General features: G+C 44.6%; 15 protein-coding genes, 16 tRNA genes and 3 rRNA genes. 3 read left to right on the forward strand and 31 right to left on the reverse strand.

The window, feature by feature from the left end; all coding sequences use genetic code 11:
- Window positions 1–13 precede the first annotated feature (13 nt).
- The 7 genes from OIT45_RS02605 to OIT45_RS02635 form a co-directional block, all read right to left on the reverse strand.
- Window positions 14–361, reverse strand: a complete 348-nt coding sequence (locus tag OIT45_RS02605; RefSeq protein ID WP_199404882.1) for a hypothetical protein — start codon at window positions 359–361, stop codon at window positions 14–16.
- Window positions 362–591: 230 nt separating this feature from the next.
- Window positions 592–1,608 (reverse strand): hypothetical protein, encoded by a 1,017-nt coding sequence (locus tag OIT45_RS02610; protein ID WP_199404883.1) that lies wholly within the window; start codon window positions 1,606–1,608, stop codon window positions 592–594.
- Between the two features lie 11 nt (window positions 1,609–1,619).
- Window positions 1,620–2,036: a single-stranded DNA-binding protein gene (locus OIT45_RS02615; protein ID WP_199404884.1), complete on the reverse strand. Its 417-nt coding sequence runs from the start codon at window positions 2,034–2,036 to the stop codon at window positions 1,620–1,622.
- Window positions 2,026–2,463 carry a hypothetical protein gene (locus OIT45_RS02620; RefSeq protein ID WP_199404885.1) on the reverse strand — a complete coding sequence of 146 codons (438 nt, stop codon included), beginning with the start codon at window positions 2,461–2,463 and terminating at the stop codon, window positions 2,026–2,028. The genes OIT45_RS02615 and OIT45_RS02620 overlap by 11 nt, the downstream gene beginning before the upstream one ends.
- On the reverse strand, window positions 2,453–2,689 hold the full coding sequence (locus OIT45_RS02625; protein WP_199404886.1) for a hypothetical protein: 237 nt from the start codon (window positions 2,687–2,689) through the stop codon (window positions 2,453–2,455). The genes OIT45_RS02620 and OIT45_RS02625 overlap by 11 nt, the downstream gene beginning before the upstream one ends.
- A gap of 17 nt (window positions 2,690–2,706) precedes the next feature.
- The gene (locus OIT45_RS02630; protein WP_264340016.1) at window positions 2,707–3,633 is read right to left on the reverse strand and encodes a replication initiator protein A; all 927 of its coding nucleotides are present in this window, start codon (window positions 3,631–3,633) and stop codon (window positions 2,707–2,709) included.
- Between the two features lie 69 nt (window positions 3,634–3,702).
- Window positions 3,703–3,864: a hypothetical protein gene (locus OIT45_RS02635; RefSeq protein ID WP_199404888.1), complete on the reverse strand. Its 162-nt coding sequence runs from the start codon at window positions 3,862–3,864 to the stop codon at window positions 3,703–3,705.
- A 321-nt stretch (window positions 3,865–4,185) separates the two neighbouring features.
- Here OIT45_RS02635 and OIT45_RS02640 point away from each other — a divergent pair, with 321 nt between their 5' ends.
- The gene (locus OIT45_RS02640) at window positions 4,186–5,130 is read left to right on the forward strand and encodes an NAD(P)-dependent oxidoreductase (RefSeq protein WP_199404889.1); all 945 of its coding nucleotides are present in this window, start codon (window positions 4,186–4,188) and stop codon (window positions 5,128–5,130) included.
- A 44-nt stretch (window positions 5,131–5,174) separates the two neighbouring features.
- On the opposite strand, the gene OIT45_RS02645 is transcribed toward OIT45_RS02640, so the two are convergent.
- The 24 genes from OIT45_RS02645 to OIT45_RS02760 all read right to left on the reverse strand — a co-directional run bounded on the left by OIT45_RS02645 (window position 5,175) and on the right by OIT45_RS02760 (window position 14,753).
- Window positions 5,175–5,642, reverse strand: a complete 468-nt coding sequence (locus OIT45_RS02645) for a hypothetical protein (protein WP_264339844.1) — start codon at window positions 5,640–5,642, stop codon at window positions 5,175–5,177.
- Between the two features lie 86 nt (window positions 5,643–5,728).
- Window positions 5,729–6,016, reverse strand: a complete 288-nt coding sequence (locus OIT45_RS02650) for a helix-turn-helix domain-containing protein (RefSeq protein WP_264339846.1) — start codon at window positions 6,014–6,016, stop codon at window positions 5,729–5,731.
- Between the two features lie 386 nt (window positions 6,017–6,402).
- Window positions 6,403–6,490, reverse strand: a tRNA-Ser gene (locus OIT45_RS02655).
- 26 nt (window positions 6,491–6,516) lie between these two features.
- Window positions 6,517–6,590, reverse strand: a tRNA-Ile gene (locus OIT45_RS02660).
- 12 nt (window positions 6,591–6,602) lie between these two features.
- Window positions 6,603–6,674: transfer RNA gene (locus tag OIT45_RS02665), tRNA-Gly, on the reverse strand.
- A 29-nt stretch (window positions 6,675–6,703) separates the two neighbouring features.
- Window positions 6,704–6,776 (reverse strand) — tRNA-Phe (locus OIT45_RS02670).
- 7 nt (window positions 6,777–6,783) lie between these two features.
- Window positions 6,784–6,857, reverse strand: a tRNA-Asp gene (locus tag OIT45_RS02675).
- A 37-nt stretch (window positions 6,858–6,894) separates the two neighbouring features.
- A tRNA-Met gene (locus tag OIT45_RS02680) sits at window positions 6,895–6,968 on the reverse strand.
- Window positions 6,969–6,999: 31 nt separating this feature from the next.
- Window positions 7,000–7,089: transfer RNA gene (locus tag OIT45_RS02685), tRNA-Ser, on the reverse strand.
- A gap of 21 nt (window positions 7,090–7,110) precedes the next feature.
- A tRNA-Ile gene (locus OIT45_RS02690) sits at window positions 7,111–7,184 on the reverse strand.
- 16 nt (window positions 7,185–7,200) lie between these two features.
- Window positions 7,201–7,274: transfer RNA gene (locus OIT45_RS02695), tRNA-Met, on the reverse strand.
- Between the two features lie 24 nt (window positions 7,275–7,298).
- Window positions 7,299–7,372: transfer RNA gene (locus OIT45_RS02700), tRNA-Pro, on the reverse strand.
- 38 nt (window positions 7,373–7,410) lie between these two features.
- A tRNA-Arg gene (locus tag OIT45_RS02705) sits at window positions 7,411–7,483 on the reverse strand.
- Window positions 7,484–7,492: 9 nt separating this feature from the next.
- Window positions 7,493–7,576, reverse strand: a tRNA-Leu gene (locus OIT45_RS02710).
- A gap of 3 nt (window positions 7,577–7,579) precedes the next feature.
- A tRNA-Gly gene (locus OIT45_RS02715) sits at window positions 7,580–7,652 on the reverse strand.
- A gap of 4 nt (window positions 7,653–7,656) precedes the next feature.
- Window positions 7,657–7,729: transfer RNA gene (locus tag OIT45_RS02720), tRNA-Thr, on the reverse strand.
- A gap of 46 nt (window positions 7,730–7,775) precedes the next feature.
- A tRNA-Lys gene (locus OIT45_RS02725) sits at window positions 7,776–7,848 on the reverse strand.
- A 2-nt stretch (window positions 7,849–7,850) separates the two neighbouring features.
- A tRNA-Val gene (locus tag OIT45_RS02730) sits at window positions 7,851–7,923 on the reverse strand.
- Window positions 7,924–7,927: 4 nt separating this feature from the next.
- Window positions 7,928–8,044: ribosomal RNA gene (gene rrf, locus OIT45_RS02735) — 5S ribosomal RNA — on the reverse strand.
- A gap of 103 nt (window positions 8,045–8,147) precedes the next feature.
- A 23S ribosomal RNA gene (locus OIT45_RS02740) occupies window positions 8,148–11,061 on the reverse strand.
- A 249-nt stretch (window positions 11,062–11,310) separates the two neighbouring features.
- A 16S ribosomal RNA gene (locus OIT45_RS02745) occupies window positions 11,311–12,887 on the reverse strand.
- The 16S, 23S and 5S rRNA genes sit together here with 16 tRNA genes alongside, the layout of an rRNA operon.
- A 415-nt stretch (window positions 12,888–13,302) precedes the next feature.
- A complete protein-coding gene (locus OIT45_RS02750; protein ID WP_135797379.1) occupies window positions 13,303–13,689 on the reverse strand; it encodes a hypothetical protein in 387 nt (128 codons plus the stop codon).
- An 18-nt stretch (window positions 13,690–13,707) separates the two neighbouring features.
- Window positions 13,708–14,109 (reverse strand): CvfD/Ygs/GSP13 family RNA-binding post-transcriptional regulator, encoded by a 402-nt coding sequence (locus OIT45_RS02755; RefSeq protein WP_135797378.1) that lies wholly within the window; start codon window positions 14,107–14,109, stop codon window positions 13,708–13,710.
- 62 nt (window positions 14,110–14,171) lie between these two features.
- On the reverse strand, window positions 14,172–14,753 hold the full coding sequence (locus OIT45_RS02760; RefSeq protein ID WP_135797377.1) for a peptidylprolyl isomerase: 582 nt from the start codon (window positions 14,751–14,753) through the stop codon (window positions 14,172–14,174).
- A gap of 147 nt (window positions 14,754–14,900) precedes the next feature.
- Between OIT45_RS02760 and OIT45_RS02765 the strand changes: the two genes are divergently transcribed.
- Both OIT45_RS02765 and OIT45_RS02770 read left to right on the forward strand, forming a co-directional pair.
- Window positions 14,901–15,566: a VTT domain-containing protein gene (locus OIT45_RS02765; RefSeq protein ID WP_199405041.1), complete on the forward strand. Its 666-nt coding sequence runs from the start codon at window positions 14,901–14,903 to the stop codon at window positions 15,564–15,566.
- Between the two features lie 62 nt (window positions 15,567–15,628).
- Window positions 15,629–16,111: a helix-turn-helix domain-containing protein gene (locus OIT45_RS02770; RefSeq protein ID WP_264339848.1), complete on the forward strand. Its 483-nt coding sequence runs from the start codon at window positions 15,629–15,631 to the stop codon at window positions 16,109–16,111.
- The last annotated feature ends 4 nt before the right edge of the window (window positions 16,112–16,115 follow it).

Raw genomic sequence — 16,115 nt, forward strand, 5'->3', positions numbered from 1 at the left:
AACCTCTTCTTCTTTAATCATCCAGAAGAACATCAAGCTTGGCATTAATCGTGAGTTCTTCTTCCTGAATTTGCTTAGTGAGCGTGTCAAATGAATCTGACAAATGATTCAATGCTTTAACAATTTCAGAATTATTGCCGTTAAAAGTTTTGGTGAGGGTATTCAAAACCGAAACCATATTATCCAAACGATTTGATGAAAGTTCGATTCCTTTGGCCGCTGCGTTGTCATGTGCGAAGTCGTCTAGAAGCATGACGACGAACGCCGATCGCGAAAGATTAAACTCTTTTGCTCGCTCATCAAGTTGATGCATTGTAAATTCGCTTAGCCCTCGAATATGAATTTCCATTTGTTTTTTCATGTGCTAACCACCTTTCAAGTAGCAAAAAAACTTATTTGATAACAGGTTAAGGGGAAATGATCCCACACCGTGGGATAACCCCGCTGTGCGGGCATTTCTTTTGGGACCACCCTGCAGGTGTCGGGCGTCACTTTTTGGCGCTTTTGACGCCTTTTTTGGTGTCCGGGCGTCAATTTTAGTGCCATTTTGACGCCTTAATTTTGTTACAAATTCTCGTCCCATATGCGAAATTAATATGGCTTTGGCAAATTTACCTGTCCATTTTTGATTGCACTCTGACGTGACTCAAGGTTTGAAATTTTTTGATTGATTGTTTGAATAGTGTCACGCGTTGTGGCAATTTTCTGAGTCAAATCTTGAATCTTGTTCAGATCGTTATCAATAGTTTGTTGATATTTTTGTTGCTCATCAGCTGTTGCGTTTTGCTTTTGAGCACTTTGGAAAGTGATATCTTTCTGAAGTTCTTTGATATCTTTGTTAGCGTTTTTGATTGCCGAATTATTGGCGGCCAACAACTTCTTTTGATCAGTGATATCTGACTTAACCTGGAGAAGAGCCAATTTCTTTTGGTTCATATTGACCAAAGTTTTGTCCGTCTTAAGCTTGTCAGAGTTAACAATAAATGTTGCAATACCATCATCATTTTTCTTAGCTGAAGATTCGGCTGCTCGACTTGATGACAACGCGCTGACCGTATCCGGTGCACTAGATGCCAAAGCATTTGTTTGCTTGTCGGCTACTTTGACTGTCACACTTTGGAAGTTGGGGTTCACGTTGTTGAACAAAATTGCCACGGTATTTTTTGACGTCGGAATAATGTGCATCGTCGCATCTCCGGTCCCATTTCCTTCAATATCCAACTTAATATTTCGTGTGTCAACGGCAGAATCGACGTCGCCTGATCCATTGGCTAAAGCAAATTTAAGCAATAATGTGTTGTTGTCCGGATTGAAAGTTTTAGAAAAAAGCGTTGCTGTTTTTCCTGATGGTCCAAATGATTGTGCTTTGTTTAAGGGTGTGCTGGCAACTGAACTAGGACGAGGTGTGACGTTTGTATAAACAATCAAACCGATACCAGCAACTGTGAACGATAAAAAAATCAGCACCATATTTCGCCGAATTTTGTCGTAAAAGTCATACTTAAAATCATATTTCCATACCTTGTATCGGTTCCAAATCTTGCGAATTCCTTTAAGGCTGGGGTCGATTTTTGGTGCTTTACCTGGACGTTCTTGAATTTTCTGCATGAGTGGCCTCCCTAGTGTTCATAGTCAATAAAGTCATCCGGGATAGAAAAATCTTGTTGAATCGGGGCAAAGTTTTCATTGCTTGTTGGATCATCAACGACAGCTTTTTCTTTTGCCTTAGGAGCGGCCCAAACTTTAAATTGTGTCACAAGATTTGCATAGACGGTTCTTTGTTCGCCATTGGAATTGGTGAACTGCCGCGATTGAATTTCGAACGAAATTTCTAAAATTGTTCCCTTAGTTTTGACAAATTTATTGATCAAATCAGCTGTTTTACCAATGGCTTCGTAGTACAAAAAATTCGTCTTGTCCTTGCTGATGTCTGAATCAATTGCTAATCCAAATGTTACTTTCGACAAATTTTTTTGACCGACGTGTGTGAGTTTTGGTAACACCGATACGCGCCCTACGTGTTGATTAACTTGCATTGTTAAGTCCTCCGTTTTCAATACCATCTTCGTGTTCATAATCGTATGCATTATTCACTGTTGTTACCAAGCTATGCAATTTGTCTTGCATCAACTCCTGCAATGTTGTTCCCAACGGTTTAACAAACTGTGCACCATGCCGGTTTAAAGCATCAATATAGTCTTGTCGTGAAACAGCAAAATACGTCTTACGTATGCTGCGCTCAATCGCGAAAATGTTATCGTGTTTGTCGACTACGAGGTCAGAGTCAAACACTTCAACCTCCCTAGGAAGAAGCACAATATCATACTCACCTAAACCATCTTCTAGCACTTTTCGAGCCCAGATTCCCCGATGAGTTGCCAAGACGTCGCCAAATATATCCAGTTCAATTTGTTCGATGTGTTCACAGGGGAATAACTCTAGTTCTATCTCTTCATAGTCCATATCTCACACCTAATGCTTTAGCTGCAACGCTGAATGTCTCATGTTTTTTCAGCATCCTATTCGAAATCTGTAGAAATGTTTCCTTCGTCATTTTGCCAAGCCATACGGCTTGACCAACCCTAGTTTTAGCCTGTTCCTCCAACAAAATGCGATTCAATTCCGGACGGCTTTCTGATGCAAACAATATTTTCTGTTTGCTGAAATCTAACGCAATATAGACAGTCATCTTGCTACCCCCTCGTATTAAACTCGCCTCTTTGTATTATTCTGTGTCAAAAAGATGTTGACCGAATCTTCTAGACCCTTTCTAAAGTAACCAACAAACTGGCTCTCCACTTTCAAATTTTGACGGGTGTATTCAAACTGTTTGCTAAATAATTTCAACGTCACCTCGGATACAACTTTTTCCCGGCCATACAAGAGTTGTTGATTAATCATGTTTGAGTTGCCCTCGTCTAAAGCTCTTGAGAGCTGCCAGTAAGCATCTGCAACCGCCGACAAAACGTGGTACGCAGTTGTCGGATCTTCGGCTACCATGTCACTCAGATAATCCACGTAATCATTCAGTTCAACTTCGCTCATCAGCAAAACATCAACATCTGCTGCTGTTTTTGTGGTCACGTCATGGACTGCACGCTGCGCGCGTGTGCGCCCTTTAAGTTCATCATCATCATTGCTTACTAGTTCAGTCTGATTAAGATCAGTATAAATAGACTCAGTATAACTAGGTTTCAAATTTTGAAAGTCCGGTTTTTCAATTTTTGAAGTTCCGGAGTTTCGTTTTTTGAAAGTCCGGAGTTTCAAATTTTGAAGTTCCGTGTCATTACTGGGCTCAAACCTGTGGATAACTAATTCGTTAACGTAAATTCGGTTTGGTTTATTTAAACCACTCCGTACTTCCTCAATTAATCCACAATCGGCCAGTTCTTTTTTAATCTTTATCAAGGTTGTGGTCTTTACACCAAGAAATTCTTCTAAAGAATCATTTCCCCAATAAACAAAGAGGTTCCCATCATCATCAACAAACCGAGTGCGTTCTTCAAATGTCTTCGTTTCGTCAATATAGTTCCGGAATGAAAGACCCATTCGGTCATATAGAAGTCCGTAGGCAACTTTTGCTTCAAGCCTGAGTGATTTGTACGCTTCTTCGCGCCACAATGCACGTGGCATTTTCAAAAAATCATCACTCGTTGAGAATGAGTTTACAGAGATTCTTCCCATCTTCCCCACCATCTTTCATTATCGGTTTTCATCAAACCATTCGGCCTGCCTAATTAATTCGTCAGTCGTCATACCCATCGCTGCTGCTAACTCCTTCAGAGTCTCTGGTCGTGGCTGATAATCTACCGACTTAACAGCATTGTTCAAACCACTCTTGGAAAGTTTCAGGTTATTCTTCAACCGAAACTCTCTTTGCGTCATGTAATTATCTTTTAGAAACTTTCGTAAGACATCGCTAACTCCCATACGTCCGTATCCCTTCTATATCATTGTTCTTAGTACCGTTCACTGGAACTTTCTACATTTTTTTAGACCAGGTAAACTGGTCCATTAGAAAAAATATGCAAAAAAATAAGCAAGATATGCAGATTTTTTTGCTGCATTTCTTGCTTATTACCTTAGTATGTTTTAGTGCGCCAAAAAGGTAATCCGTGTATATTAATAGACGATACTGATATTTTGTCATAAACTTAGCGTAAATAACCACAGGAGGGCTAGACTATGTCTCAACTATTACTCGCCGTTCAACCACTGCGTGATGCTGACATTGCGCAACTAACCGAACTTGGCGTGACTGTTACAACACCAGACACAATTAGTGATGATGCTTTGGCTAACGTCACCATTAGCTATGGGTGGTCAGCCACCTTGGGACCAAAAATCCTAGCAACGCCTAATAACCAATTAAAGTGGATTCAAACGATGTCTGCTGGCGTCGACTATATGCCACTAAAGGATTTATCAGAACAAGGGATTCTCTTAACGAATGCTAGTGGCTTAAAGTCTGTGCCGATTGCACAATCTACCGTTGGCTACATGATACATTTTGCCCGTGGCCTCAACGTCTATCAAAACCGTAATCACTGGGAAGAATTCACAGATCAATACATGCTTTCTGAACTCCCTACCGTCATTTTCGGAACAGGTCACATCGGCCAACAAATTGCGCGCTACTTATCAGCCTTTGACACACCAGTCTATGGCGTCAATACATCTGGGCGTCCCGTAGACGGCTTTGACGCCACCTTTAGCATCGACGACTTGTCATCACTACCAGATGTCGCCGTCGTCATCAGCGTGTTACCAGGTACAGATGCAACCAAGCATTTCTTTAACGCAGAAACATTTGCTCACTTCAAGAAGCTGTTTTTGTTTGTTAATGTTGGCCGTGGATCTACTGTCGATCAAGCTGCGTTACTTGATGCGTTAGATAAGCAAGACATTCACTATGCTGCTTTGGACGTTACAGAAGTAGAGCCTATTCCAGATGATTCACCACTCTGGCACCACGAGAATTTGCTCCTGACACAGCACACAACTTGGGCAGAACACGAGTCATCAGGTCGTGCCGGTAATCTTTTCCCACTATTCATGAAGAATTTACCTGACTTTTTAGCAGGTCAACCACTAACGACGAACTTCGTTGATGTCACACGTGGTTATTAATGTAATGACTCTGAAAGGTGCTACATAATGTAGCACCTTTTTTCTTACAGCAAGACACCATATCCGCGAACATCTTCTTTCAACGTCATGTCCTTTGAAAACTCAGCCGCCGCATAAGCCAATAATTGCGCTTCTTTCTTTTCATTGGATAGCGCCAGGGCATCTGCACATTTCATTCGAAGCGTTTGCAAAGCAACCATCTCGTGGTAATTTGTGGTTGTTGGTAGTAACTGTAACGCTTCCGTTACTCGTTCTAAAGCTTTGTCTGCAAACCCACTAACAAGATACATTTCTGCTTGATGGCGATATGTATGTGTAATAACCGATGCCATAGCTACTTGTGTATCCACAGATGATCGACGAATTAATCCGCACGCACGTTCAAAACATTCCGCAGCTAATTCATTCTTATCCTGTGCGGTCCAAGTTGCGCCCATTTCTGTAAATATTTCGATTGTCAGTTCAACCTGGTACTTATCAACATCTCCTAGTGCGACTTGAAGCAGTTGCATAGCCTCAGCCGCTTGCCCATGGTACAAAGCCACACGTGCTCGTAGGACATTGAACTCAGGAATTGCATAGATTGGGATTCGGGTCGTCAACGCCGGATTAAGCAGGGCTTCCTCCGCTTCTTCAATTTGATTTTTTCAATCATGCGACGCACAACGCTTAAGGGTGTTGATGCACTTTCATTAATTTGTGCGATATCTGTTGCGTTTAGTTGCAAACGTTCACACAACTTTTGCAACACCGTCATGTTGGAAACTTCGTCTGTACGTTCGATACGAGACAACAATGATTGGTGGCAAATGCCTTCTGCAACCTCTGCTTGTGAGATTCCCAACTGCTCACGTCGGCGCTTCAAGCTCCCCGATACTAACTTCATAATCTATTCCCCTTGCTTACATAAGATACATTCAGCATAATCGGTTCTTGGTATACTAACAAGCTCACTGTATTGACAGTCAACACCCGTACTTATTAACCTTTCAAACGATTTCTCGTATATAAAATGACGATAATCGCCTATACCACGCCGTTTTTAAATCCACTAATCATGATCTGTTGAAACTCGGAAAAGTCGCTTATGCTAATATTTCATTTTCTAACAATTGCCGTTGTAGCATTCTTTTAAATAGAGAATACACTTTAGCTACTGGGCTCGACACTGTAACAAATAAAAAAGGTGTTATCTGACAAACAGATAACACCTAATCTTTAGTCGATTTAATTGCAAATAAAAAATGGTAGATAAGCATCTACCATCAGTAGCGGAGACAGAGGGATTCGAACCCTCGCGCCAGTTTCCCGACCTACACCCTTAGCAGGGGCGCCTCTTCAGCCTCTTGAGTATGTCCCCATGTCAAAAGTTGAACCTTTCAACCATGGGACTGAGAGGACTCGAACCTCCGACCTCACCCTTATCAGGGGTGCGCTCTAACCAGCTGAGCTACAGTCCCATAAAACAAAAAAGCGGACGACGGGAATCGAACCCGCATTCCCAGCTTGGAAGGCTGGAGCACTAGCCATTGTACTACATCCGCAAAATAATTCAATTTGCTCTTCCGAGCAATGGCGCGGGAGGGAATCGAACCCCCGACACTACGAGCTTCAATCGTATGCTCTACCAACTGAGCTACCGAGCCATTATAACGGTCACAACGGGATTCGAACCCGTGATCTTTCGCGTGACAGGCGAACGTCCTAACCAACTAGACCATGCGACCAAACATTTCTGTTTTAATGATTAACTAAGTTAATCAATTGCGGGAGCAGGATTTGAACCTACGACCTTCGGGTTATGGGCCCGACGAGCTACCAGACTGCTCCATCCCGCGATAATAAATAATAATGATGATTTAACATCAAAGGAGAATGTGGGATTCGAACCCACGCGCCGCTTTCACGACCTGACGGTTTTCAAGACCGTTCCCTTCAGCCAGACTTGGGTAATTCTCCATAAAGACTTAAGGTCTATAATGGACCTTGTTGGACTCGAACCAACGACCGGACGGTTATGAGCCGTCTGCTCTAACCAACTGAGCTAAAGGTCCTTGTTATTTGAGTCAATCGCGGCGGGGGGAATCGAACCCTCGACCTCCCGGGTATGAACCGGACGCTCTAGCCAGCTGAGCTACACCGCGAACTATAACATATTCTGTTATAAATCGGGACGACAGGATTCGAACCTGCGACCCCCTGGTCCCAAACCAGGTGCTCTACCAAGCTGAGCTACGTCCCGAAACGATTAAACTATAATAACAAACTTTCGTTTGTTAATGGACCTAGCAGGACTCGAACCTGCAATACCCGGTTCGTAGCCGGGGTGTTTATCCAATTAGCATATAAGTCCATTAATAAGTGCCGGCTACCGGGATCGAACCGGTACGATGTTTCCATCGCAGGATTTTAAGTCCTGTGCGTCTGCCTATTCCGCCAAGCCGGCAAAAGCGAACAACGGGATTCGAACCCGCGACCTCTACCATGGCAAGGTAGCGTTCTACCAACTGAACTATATTCGCATGATGCCGACTAAAGGACTCGAACCTTCGACCCTCGCTTTACAAGAGCGATGCTCTACCAACTGAGCTAAGTCGGCGTAATAATAATTCACCGGATAACGGAATATTTAGATGTCACCCAAATGGGTCGTCAGGGGCTCGAACCCTGGACCCATGGATTAAAAGTCCACTGCTCTACCAACTGAGCTAACGACCCAATGGACGTTACAGGGATCGAACCTGTGACCCCCTGCTTGTAAGGCAGGTGCTCTCCCAGCTGAGCTAAACGTCCATATGCATCGCGACTTCCTATCCTCGCAGGAAGCGATCCTCCAACTACTTTCGGCGTTACTGAGCTTAACTTCTGTGTTCGGTATGGGAACAGGTGTGACCTCAGTGCCATCGTCACGACACGCACTAATTTAATTAGCATTACGAGATTAATTATCTCAAAACTGAATCATAATGTCAATGTTAAATTCAAACTTCGTTTGAGCCTTACACCACGTTTTCAACTTGGTTAAGTCCTCGAACCATTAGTACTAGTCCGCTCCATGCGTCGCCGCACTTCCACTTCTAGCCTATCTACCTCATCATCTCTGAGGGGTCTTACTTCATAAAGAATGGGAAATCTCATCTCGAGGCGAGTTTCACACTTAGATGCTTTCAGCGTTTATCTCATCCGTACATAGCTACTCAGCGATGCTCCTGGCGGAACAACTGATACACCAGAGGTACGTCCACCCCGGTCCTCTCGTACTAAGGGCAGCTCCTCTCAAATTTCCTACGCCCGCGACGGATAGGGACCGAACTGTCTCACGACGTTCTGAACCCAGCTCGCGTACCGCTTTAATGGGCGAACAGCCCAACCCTTGGGACCGACTACAGCCCCAGGATGCGATGAGCCGACATCGAGGTGCCAAACCTCCCCGTCGATGTGGACTCTTGGGGGAGATAAGCCTGTTATCCCCAGGGTAGCTTTTGTCCGTTGAGCGATGGCCCTTCCATGCGGAACCACCGGATCACTAAGCCCTACTTTCGTACCTGCTCGACTGGTAAGTCTCACAGTCAAGCTCCCTTGTGCCTTTACACTCTGCGAATGATTTCCAACCATTCTGAGGGAACCTTTGGGCGCCTCCGTTACCTTTTAGGAGGCGACCGCCCCAGTCAAACTGCCTGCCAGACACTGTCTTCCACCACGCTTAGTGGTGCGAGTTAGAGTGGTCATACAACGAGGGTAGTATCCCAATGACGCCTCCACCGAAACTAGCGTCCCGGTATCTACGGCTCCTACCTATGCTGTACAAGCTGCACAAACACTCAATATCAAGCTACAGTAAAGCTCCATGGGGTCTTTCCGTCCTGTCGCGGGTAACCCGCATCTTCACGGGTATTTAAATTTCACCGAGTCTCTCGTTGAGACAGTGCCCAGATCGTTACGCCTTTCGTGCGGGTCGGAACTTACCCGACAAGGAATTTCGCTACCTTAGGACCGTTATAGTTACGGCCGCCGTTTACTGGGGCTTCAATTCGTACCTTCACCGAAGCTAAGCACTCCTTTTAACCTTCCAGCACCGGGCAGGCGTCAGCCCCTATACGTCATCTTACGATTTTGCAGAAACCTGTGTTTTTGATAAACAGTCGCCTGGGCCTATTCACTGCGGCTCAGCTTTCGCTGAGCACCCCTTCTCCCGAAGTTACGGGGTCATTTTGCCGAGTTCCTTAACGAGAGTTCACTCGCTCACCTTAGGATGCTCTCCTCGACTACCTGTGTCGGTTTGCGGTACGGGCAGGTAAACACTAACTAGAAGCTTTTCTCGGCAGCGTGACATCACGGACTTCCCTACTTTATTTCGGTCCTCATCATAACTTGTCCTTAAAAGATAAAGCATTTAACTCGATCTAAGACTTATTATTTAACCCAGCATATCCAGCAGCTGGGATCCGTTAGCCTTCTGCGTCCCTCCATCGTTCAAACATGTTCACCTGGTACAGGAATCTCAACCTGTTATCCATCGACTACGCCTCTCGGCCTCGCCTTAGGTCCCGACTAACCCTGGGAGGACGAGCCTTCCCCAGGAAACCTTAGTCATACGGTGGACAGGATTCTCACCTGTCTTTCGCTACTCATACCGGCATTCTCACTTCTAAGCGCTCCACCAGTCCTCACGGTCTGACTTCATCGCCCTTAGAACGCTCTCCTATCGCGCCACTTACGTGGCACCCGTAGTTTCGGTGGTGTGTTTAGCCCCGGTACATTTTCGGCGCAAATCACTCGACTAGTGAGCTATTACGCACTCTTTAAATGGTGGCTGCTTCTAAGCCAACATCCTAGTTGTCTATGCAACTCCACATCCTTTTCCACTTAACACACACTTAGGGACCTTAACTGACGATCTGGGCTGTTCCCCTTTCGACAATGGATCTTATCACTCACTGTCTGACTCCCGGACATACGTGATTGGCATTCGGAGTTTATCTTAATTTGGTAACCCGAGATGGGCCCCGCACCAAAACAGTGCTCTACCTCCAACACGCTACATTCCGAGGCTAGCCCTAAAGCTATTTCGGAGAGAACCAGCTATCTCCAAGTTCGATTGGAATTTCACCGCTACCCACACCTCATCCCAGCATTTTTCAACATGCACGGGTTCGGGCCTCCAGTGCGTTTTACCGCACCTTCACCCTGGACATGGGTAGGTCACCTGGTTTCGGGTCTACAACAACATACTAATTCGCCCATTTCAGACTCGCTTTCGCTACGGCTCCGGTCTTTCCACCTTAACCTTGCATGGTATCGTAACTCGCCGGTTCATTCTACAAAAGGCACGCTATCACCCATTAACGGGCTCTAACTTCTTGTAGGCACATGGTTTCAGGAACTTTTTCACTCCCCTTCCGGGGTGCTTTTCACCTTTCCCTCACGGTACTGGTTCACTATCGGTCACTAGGGAGTATTTAGCCTTGCGAGATGGTCCTCGCGGATTCCGACCGGATTTCACGTGTCCGGCCGTACTCAGGATCCTGACGGGAGGTCAACACTTTTCACATACGGGGCTATCACCCTGTCTCGCTCAGCTTCCCAGCTGATTCTGCTAAATGTTAACTTTGTAACTCCACAATGTCAGTCCTACAACCCCAAAGTGCAAGCACTTTGGTTTGGGCTCTACCGATTTCGCTCGCCGCTACTGACGGTATCGATTTTTCTTTCTATTCCTGTTGCTAATGAGATGTTTCAGTTCACAACGTCTACCTTCAACCTAACTATATATTCATTAGGTGATAACTTGCATAACAAGTTGGGTTCCCCCATTCGGAAATCTCCGGATCAAAGCTTACTTACAGCTCCCCGAAGCATATCGGTGTTAGTCCCGTCCTTCATCGGCTCCTAGTGCCAAGGCATCCACCATGCGCCCTTAATAACTTAACCTATCAACTGACGTTGATGATATAAGTTTGAGTATGTGGCTCAAGGCCACAAGCGATTTTAAACTAATTTAAAAAACTCAAAAAATTACGCGGTGTATTTTTTCGGCTCAATTTATATTGATTAACAATATTAAATGAATTTAAAAATTTACAATTATGATTTAGTTTTCAAAGAACTAATTTCGAGAGAGATAAATCTCTCAAAACTGAATATCGTTTCGTGAATGTGTAGGTTTCCGATTTTCCTTAGAAAGGAGGTGATCCAGCCGCAGGTTCTCCTACGGCTACCTTGTTACGACTTCACCCTAATCATCTGTCCCACCTTAGACGGCTGGCTCCCGAAGGTTACCCCACCGGCTTTGGGTGTTACAAACTCTCATGGTGTGACGGGCGGTGTGTACAAGACCCGGGAACGTATTCACCGCGGCGTGCTGATCCGCGATTACTAGCGATTCCGACTTCATGTAGGCGAGTTGCAGCCTACAATCCGAACTGAGACGTACTTTAAGAGATTAGCTCACCCTCGCGGGTTGGCAACTCGTTGTATACGCCATTGTAGCACGTGTGTAGCCCAGGTCATAAGGGGCATGATGATTTGACGTCATCCCCACCTTCCTCCGGTTTGTCACCGGCAGTCTCACTAGAGTGCCCAACTGAATGCTGGCAACTAGTAATAAGGGTTGCGCTCGTTGCGGGACTTAACCCAACATCTCACGACACGAGCTGACGACAACCATGCACCACCTGTCACCTCGTCCCCGAAGGGAACACTCCATCTCTGGAGTTGTCAAGGGATGTCAAGACCTGGTAAGGTTCTTCGCGTTGCTTCGAATTAAACCACATGCTCCACCGCTTGTGCGGGTCCCCGTCAATTCCTTTGAGTTTCAACCTTGCGGTCGTACTCCCCAGGCGGAGTGCTTAATGCGTTAGCTGCGGCACTTAAGGGCGGAAACCCTCAAACACCTAGCACTCATCGTTTACGGTGTGGACTACCAGGGTATCTAATCCTGTTTGCTACCCACACTTTCGAGCCTCAACGTCAGTTACAGTCCAGAAAGCCGCCTTCGCCACTGGTGTTCTTCCATATATCTACGCATTTCACCGCTACACATGGAGTTCCACTTTCCTCTACTGCACTCAAGTCATCCAGTTTCCAAAGCAATTCCTCAGTTGAGCTGAGGGCTTTCACTTCAGACTTAAATAACCGTCTGCGCTCGCTTTACGCCCAATAAATCCGGATAACGCTTGGAACATACGTATTACCGCGGCTGCTGGCACGTATTTAGCCGTTCCTTTCTGGTAAGATACCGTCACGCATTGAACAGTTACTCTCAATGTCATTCTTCTCTTACAACAGTGTTTTACGAGCCGAAACCCTTCATCACACACGCGGCGTTGCTCCATCAGGCTTTCGCCCATTGTGGAAGATTCCCTACTGCTGCCTCCCGTAGGAGTATGGGCCGTGTCTCAGTCCCATTGTGGCCGATCAGTCTCTCAACTCGGCTATGCATCATCGCCTTGGTAAGCCATTACCTTACCAACTAGCTAATGCACCGCGGGACCATCTCTTAGTGATAGCAGAACCATCTTTTAAATAACAACCATGCGGTTGTCATTGTTATACGGTATTAGCATCTGTTTCCAAATGTTATCCCCTGCTAAGAGGTAGGTTTCCCACGTGTTACTCACCCGTTCGCCACTCTTTGCAATGTTCATCGTCATATCTGAGCAAGCTCTTCAAATCAGTTGAACCACAAAGCGTTCGACTTGCATGTATTAGGCACGCCGCCAGCGTTCATCCTGAGCCAGGATCAAACTCTCAATTTGAAGTTTGAGTATAACTCAATTTTTGTTGTTTAACAGAAGTTAAACGAATTTACTAGCGAATTGACTTCGCAAATGTTTTTGCATCAAGCTTAGCTTGATGACCCTACACATTTGTTTCATCGAAACGATATTCAGTTTTCAAAGAACTATCTCGACATTGCTCATCAGCAACGTTTTATATCTTACCAACTCATGAAGCAGATGTCAACAACTTATTTCAAATTGTTTAAACAACTCATTCACAGTTTGAACATATTTCCCGTCGCAAGCAACTTATATATCATATCGAATTGATTCATGATTGTCAACAACCAATTTCAATTCATTTTGCATTGTTTTGCATGCGAATTAGATTCGTTTGAAAAACTCAACTTGAATATAATACCGAACATCTAAAACAAATGCAAGCCCCAATTTAATCCAATCGTGCAACGCCTGTCATATCGACGTTACGCAGTAAGTCAGCTGCATCCTTCGCATTCATAAACTGTAAGCCAAGTAAGCCAAGACGATCCATATTGAAGTGTGTCGCATCTACTGGTTCAAATGTATACAGTGAAATTAAATCTTCCGCCGACTCCAGACCTTGACCATGCCACGCCGCCAATTCTCCTAGACGAAGATTGTCAATATCAAAGCCAAGTTCATCCTTCATCCCCGTTAATAGCGAACCCAATGCAGTATCACCGTCATGCTTGTGCATCTTAACGGTATAGAAACGTGGCGTTGGTACTTCATCAGTCACCAAGAAGTATGATTGATCATTTCGAGTAAAGACAACTGTTCCTGCAATTAGTGACATTATGCCATCCCCCTTTAATTAGTGAACGTGTGCGTTCAAACGTTGCAATGCTTCCGCAATCATATCATCACGGTTATCAGCAATCGTATCAAAACCGATATTTAAGTGTTGATTAGTCCAGTAATGATGATGCCAGTTATCAACACGTTGGTTTTCACGATCGGTACGTACCTTTTGATTAGCATCCAACACACTACGACGAGACAACGAAATCTTTTCATTATACTGATCGACATCCAGAATCATCACGTCAATCACCTGACCAACGTGCAATTCGTCCCCGACATGTCGAATAAACGCTGAACGACACTCTGAAATATGTATTAGTCCCTGTGTATGATCATCTAGTTGTACAAAAGCCCCGTATGGTTGGATACCTGTAACGGTTCCTTGTACGACCTCACCAATATGATAAGTCATAATAACCTCCTCTAATTAGTTTTCCTTACTATATGTATCTCGGGATTCCCCGAGTGACAACATTATGCAATCGTTGCCTTGATAATTTTGATGTCTTCAAGTGGCTTGTCTGCGTAGTTAACACGAACCTTAGCCATGTCATCAACAACATCCATACCTTCGATAACGTGGCCGAATACAGTGTGACGCTTGTCTAGCCATGGCGTACCACCTTGCTCACCGTATGCTGACACAACTTCATCAGGTACAAGTCCCTTTAGTTGACGCAACATGTTCGCTGGTACACGTGAAGCTTGCACAATAAAGAATTGTGAACCGTTTGTGTTTGGACCAGCGTTCGCCATAGACAAAGCACCACGCAAGTTAAAGACTTCATCTGAGAATTCATCTTCGAAAGAATCGCCCCAAAGTGACTCACCACCCATACCAGTTCCAGTAGGGTCTCCACCTTGAATCATGAAGTCGCTGATTACACGGTGGAAAATAATACCATCGTAGTAACCCTTTTCAATCAAACCAACGAAGTTTTCTACCGTCTTAGGTGCTTGTGCTGGGAATAATTGAATCTTAACCGTACCCTTTGTCGTTTCCAAAACAGCAACTGGGCCATCTACTGCAGCCAAATCAAATTGTGGCAATGCCATATCTTCATTCTCCTCTAAATCTTAAAATTCACTGCTTGTATTATAACATAAACATTAAGACCACTCACACTGCCCCTGAAAACATGGTAAACTAAAGTCTGGTTGTCAACAGACATTCAAACAGATTACTGGGAGTAAACAAATATTATGATGCACATTATCGATTTGTTCCTGCACCTTGATGTTCATTTGAACAATCTGGTTAACGCATGGGGCATTTGGTCATACGTCGCGCTTTTTGCTGTCATCTTCATCGAAACGGGATCAGTTATCTTCCCGTTCTTGCCTGGAGATTCACTACTTTTTGCAGCCGGATCAATTTCAGCATTGCATGGTAGCATCCTTAACCACTGGGTATTAATGATTATGTTCTGGATTTCCGCTGTATCTGGTGACTCATTGAACTTCTTCTTGGGGCGCACGGTTGGGTTGAAATTGGTTAAACACCCGCTACTTGGTCGCTTTATTAAGGACGAACACCTAGCGGAAGCAAACGATTTCTTCGTAAAGCACGGTAAGATGGCTGTTATTTTGGGCCGTTTCTTGCCAATCATTCGTACTTTGGTGCCATTTACGGCTGCCATTTCAGGCTTCAAGTACAAAAACTTTTTGATGCTTGAAGTTATCGCTGCAACTATTTGGGTTGTTGTCGCCGTTGAAGCCGGTTACTACTTCGGTGGTATTCCATTTGTCAGCGAGCACTTCTCATTGGTTATTATCGGTATCTTGGTGGTAACGGCATTGCCTGCTATCATCAGCGCGGTACGTCAATCAATTATCAGCAAGAAGCAAAAGCAAATGAATCAACAATAATAAAAAGGTCGCGTGAACTGAACCCCGTAAGTTGGAGTAAATCTAACTTACGGGGTTTTGTTATGTTTTCAAAGGAAGTACAACTTGAAGCAGTTAGTATGTATCTGAAAGGCGTGCCACCTAAGCAGATACGGAAGAAGTTTGGAATCAAAGGTGACGCCACCATTCTTAATTGGCTAACCAACATTAAGATGCTTGGGATCGAAGGTCTTAATAATCCAAGTCGAAGCAAGACAAACTATTCATACTCCTTTAAAATCAAGGTTATAAGATGGCGATTAGAACATCACGCTTCTCTACCTGTAGCAGCGAAGAAGTTCCGTATACGGACTCCTGCTCAAATTTGGCAGTGGGAACGCGCGTTGGAATCCGGTCGTCTAAAACCTGATAAACGAAGGCGGAACCAAACCATGAATAAGCAAGAACACGACAAGATTAAGAAGCTTGAAGAGAACGAACTACTTCGCATCAAGGTGGCCTATCTGGAAAAACTAGAGGCCTTAGCACAGGAAAAGAAAAAATTACAAACCAAGACAAAGCGGTAGTAAT

Origin of the sequence: Weissella sp. LMG 11983, assembly GCF_025908495.1 — a bacterium.
Taxonomy (GTDB): Bacteria; Bacillota; Bacilli; order Lactobacillales; family Lactobacillaceae; genus Weissella; species Weissella fermenti.

Bases quoted from the DNA above. Each gene is read 5' to 3' on its own strand.
- OIT45_RS02625 (WP_199404886.1), bottom strand. From the start codon at position 2,689: ATGACTGTCTATATTGCGTTAGATTTCAGCAAACAGAAAATATTGTTT.
- OIT45_RS02765 (WP_199405041.1), top strand. From the start codon at position 14,901: ATGATGCACATTATCGATTTGTTCCTGCACCTTGATGTTCATTTGAAC.
- OIT45_RS02760 (WP_135797377.1), bottom strand. From the start codon at position 14,753: ATGGCATTGCCACAATTTGATTTGGCTGCAGTAGATGGCCCAGTTGCT.
- OIT45_RS02750 (WP_135797379.1), bottom strand. From the start codon at position 13,689: ATGTCACTAATTGCAGGAACAGTTGTCTTTACTCGAAATGATCAATCA.
- OIT45_RS02630 (WP_264340016.1), bottom strand. From the start codon at position 3,633: ATGCCACGTGCATTGTGGCGCGAAGAAGCGTACAAATCACTCAGGCTT.
- OIT45_RS02615 (WP_199404884.1), bottom strand. From the start codon at position 2,036: ATGCAAGTTAATCAACACGTAGGGCGCGTATCGGTGTTACCAAAACTC.
- OIT45_RS02755 (WP_135797378.1), bottom strand. From the start codon at position 14,109: ATGACTTATCATATTGGTGAGGTCGTACAAGGAACCGTTACAGGTATC.
- OIT45_RS02610 (WP_199404883.1), bottom strand. From the start codon at position 1,608: ATGCAGAAAATTCAAGAACGTCCAGGTAAAGCACCAAAAATCGACCCC.
- OIT45_RS02640 (WP_199404889.1), top strand. From the start codon at position 4,186: ATGTCTCAACTATTACTCGCCGTTCAACCACTGCGTGATGCTGACATT.
- OIT45_RS02650 (WP_264339846.1), bottom strand. From the start codon at position 6,016: ATGAAGTTAGTATCGGGGAGCTTGAAGCGCCGACGTGAGCAGTTGGGA.
- OIT45_RS02620 (WP_199404885.1), bottom strand. From the start codon at position 2,463: ATGGACTATGAAGAGATAGAACTAGAGTTATTCCCCTGTGAACACATC.
- OIT45_RS02645 (WP_264339844.1), bottom strand. From the start codon at position 5,642: ATGCAACTGCTTCAAGTCGCACTAGGAGATGTTGATAAGTACCAGGTT.
- OIT45_RS02770 (WP_264339848.1), top strand. From the start codon at position 15,629: ATGTTTTCAAAGGAAGTACAACTTGAAGCAGTTAGTATGTATCTGAAA.
- OIT45_RS02605 (WP_199404882.1), bottom strand. From the start codon at position 361: ATGAAAAAACAAATGGAAATTCATATTCGAGGGCTAAGCGAATTTACA.